Annotated in this window: 2 protein-coding genes; both read right to left on the bottom strand. The window is 62.7% G+C overall.

The features are described from left to right. Window positions 1–60: 60 nt before the first annotated feature. The gene (locus tag PMI02_RS15420; RefSeq protein ID WP_007684443.1) at window positions 61–2,991 is read right to left on the bottom strand and encodes a PAS domain-containing protein; all 2,931 of its coding nucleotides are present in this window, start codon (window positions 2,989–2,991) and stop codon (window positions 61–63) included. A gap of 179 nt (window positions 2,992–3,170) precedes the next feature. Continuing rightward, window positions 3,171–3,433, bottom strand: a 263-nt coding sequence (locus tag PMI02_RS15425; protein WP_007684445.1) for a nicotinamide mononucleotide transporter family protein, incomplete at its 5' end; no start/stop codon positions are given.

Raw genomic sequence — 3,433 nt, forward strand, 5'->3', positions numbered from 1 at the left:
TCGGCGGTCGGCCAAGACACTGCTTTGGATCGTTCTCGCGGCTGGTGTGCAGGGGCTCACTCACGGCATGACGCGTTGGAGTATCCGCGCCAGCCGTTCCGCCGAATAGGGCTTGTGGAGCAGTTCGAAACCATGCTCGTTTTCGCGGGCCAGGACATCACTATAGCCCGATGTGAGAACGACCGGCAGGTCAGGCATGCGAAGGCGCAGGTGTTCAGCCAGAGCGACCCCGCCCATGCCGGGCATGACTACGTCGGAAAACACGGCGTCGAAACCATTTCCGTTCCCGCCGAGCCTCTCCAGCGCTTCTTCCGCGCTTGTCGCCAGCGCCGTTCGGTAGCCGAGATCCTGAAGGATCTGGCTGCAAAAGCGCCCGACTTCGACATTATCCTCGACGATCAGCACGCATTGCCCCGCCCCGCCCGGCGTGCCTCGTTCATCGTGTCCGCCCGATAGCTCGGCGGTTTCCTCGGCAACGACCTCAGGGAGATAGAGGGTGAACGAGGATCCTTCCCCCACCACGCTCATTACCTCGACATCGCCGCCGGACTGCTTGGCGAAGCCGAACACCTGACTAAGCCCCAGTCCGGTACCCTTGCCGACTTCCTTGGTGGTATAGAACGGCTCGAATATCTTTGGCAACTGATCGGAGGGAATGCCGCAGCCGGTGTCCGAAACGCGTATCGCGGTGAAATGCCCTGCCGATCCTGCGTGCCCCCGGATCGCCGGCAGCGGTGAGTGGCACCTCGCCGTCAGCGTAAGGACGCCTTCGCCATCCATGGCATCGCGTGCATTCACCGCCAGATTCACGAGCGCGGTTTCGAACTGGCTGACGTCCGCTCGCACATGGCACGGCATGTCCGGCAATTCCGTTACGAGGCGAATACGCGATCCGGTGACGGTATCGAGCATCTCGGCCAGCTTGTTCACCTTAGCGGCGACATCGAAGGTTTCCGGCTTGAGCGACTGCCTGCGTGCGAAGGCAAGAAGCTGGCTGGTGAGCTTGGCTGCTCGATCGACGGTGTCGGACGCAGCATCGAGATAGCGGGTCCTCCGGTCATCGGGGAGGCCGGGGCGCCGCAGGAGATCGATCGAGGAGCGGATGATCGTCAGCAGGTTGTTGAAATCATGGGCCACGCCGCCGGTGAGTTGCCCCACAGCTTCCATTTTCTGGGATTGACGCAGTGCCTCTTCCGTTTCCCGCAATCGCGCTTCGGCTTCCACCGCCGCGGTGACATCGCGGCCCAGTGCAAAGATGAGACCGCCGCTTGGTGCGGCAACCCACTGGATCCAGCGGTACCCGCCGTCCTTGTGCCGAAACCGCAAATTGACGCCCGGCAGTGTATCCGCCTGCACCGTGGCCAATGCCTGGAACATGGGATCAAGGTCGTCGGAGTGGGTAAAGTCGGCTGCGGTCCTGCCTTCGACTTCCGACGGTTCGTAGCCCAGTATCGATGTCCAGGCCCGATTGGCGCGCTGATACACGCCTTCCAATGACGCCTGGACCATGAGATCGGGAGAGGTGTCCCACATGCGATCACGCTCGGCGGTCCGTTCCTGAACCTGGCGTTCGAGCGTGTCGTTCAATTCGAGAAGCTGGATTTCAGTTTCACGCTGCGCCTGCTCGGCGCGCTTCTGATGGGTGATGTCGTGGAAGACCACTGCGATCCTCCGGGCGCCGCTTATGCGAAAGGCGCAGACATCCCACCAGCGTTCAAGGGGTGTCGAATAGTCCTCGAAGCGCGCCGGCTCGCCGGTGAGCGCGACGCGGCCATAGATTTCGAGCCACTGGCTGTGCTGATCCGGCGCGATCTCCTCCATCCACCGACCCGCGCCATTCACGATGCCTGTCTGCCGTTCGAAAGATGGGCTGACTTCGAGGAAGCGGTAGTCGACGGCCTTGTCGTGTTTGTCGAACGCCACCTCGATCGTGCAGAAACCCTGGTCGATGGCATTGAACAAGGCGAGGTAGCGGTTTTCCGCATCGCGCAGCGACGCAGCGGCCTGGGCGCGCTCGACCGAGGCCCAGGTCTGTTCGGCGATTTCCTCTACAAGGACAATGTCCTCGGCCGACCACGCCCGGGGCGTCTTGCTGTGCAAGGTGATCACCGCAAGCAGCGTCCCGGCCTTCACGATCGGCACGTCGAGAAATGCCTGGATCGAAGCCCGGTCGAAGGTGGCGAGCGCAACCGGCGATGAGGTGCGCGGGTCCAGCCGCACGTTGTCGACGGCAACCGTGCTGCCTCGTCTGAGGTCGGCAATGAACGCGGGCCTGAAGTCGTCCAGGTGGTCAAGCCCGGCATTGCTTGCCACTGCACCATCGTTCCACTCGCGTTCGATCCGAACGGTCTCGCCGCCGGGCTCGATCTCGGCGTAGCGCACCCGGGCGACACCCAGGTGCTGCCCCAAAGCCTCCGACGTGATGGCGACTACAGCAGCGGGATCGGTGACACCCCGCAGGCGGACGTCGAGGGCGATCCGAAAAGCCTGCCGGCGCAACGTGAGCATCTTTCCAGTCATATCGCTCGTGACATTGAGGATACCGCAGATTTCACCATCATCGCCGCGGACCGGGCTGTAGGAGAACTGCCACCAGGTATCCTCGGGATAGCCGTTTCGCTCCATGACGAGGTGATAATCCTCGAACCAGACGGCCCGGCCTGACAGTGCCTGGCCGACCAGTGGCTCAACCTCGCTCCAGATGTCCGAGCAGACTTCCGCGAAAGGGCGGCCGATCGCTGCCGGGTGCTTTCCGCCTAGGAAAGGCGCGTAGGCATCGTTGTACAACAGCGTCAGCTGCGGTCCCCAGGCCAGCATCATGCCGTGTTTGGAGGCGAGCATCAGCGCCACCATCGTCCGCAGCGACAGGGGCCATCCCTTCCACGGTCCGAGGGGGGACATTGACCAGTCATGGGCGCGCATTGCAGCACCCATGTCGCCACCCCCGGCGAACGGATCACGCCCGAAAGTTCCGTTCACCGCTTCGGTCACTGACTACCCTTCGCTGCGATCATCAACCGCGGTTGATCTAAGGTCCGATCTTGCCGCTCCGTGGCTCGCCCGTCATTCAAAACCTTCGAAAAGACGATTTGTTCTCCCGCCCGACCGAGTTCAAGATCGTGCCCGATCAAAAGCTCATGCGGCAGCCTTTCCCCGCGCGATGGGACGGGTCAGGAGCGGACTTCTCCAGCGTTCCGCCAGTTGCGGTAGCCTAGTACCGCAAGAACGATCATCGCCCCGTAGAGGCCTGCCGTCAGCCACAATCCCTTGGCAACAAACATGCCCACGTAGAGCACATCCACGGCGATCCAGAGCAGCCAGCTCGGCGCATGACGCCGAGCCGTCCAGTATTGAGCGACGAGACTGAAGCTGCTCAACGCCGAGTCCATCCAGGGCATTGCCGCGTCGGTGTAGCGGCTGGGGGACCAGCCAA

This window comes from Novosphingobium sp. AP12 (assembly GCF_000281975.1).
In the GTDB taxonomy this organism is placed as follows: Bacteria; Pseudomonadota; Alphaproteobacteria; order Sphingomonadales; family Sphingomonadaceae; genus Novosphingobium.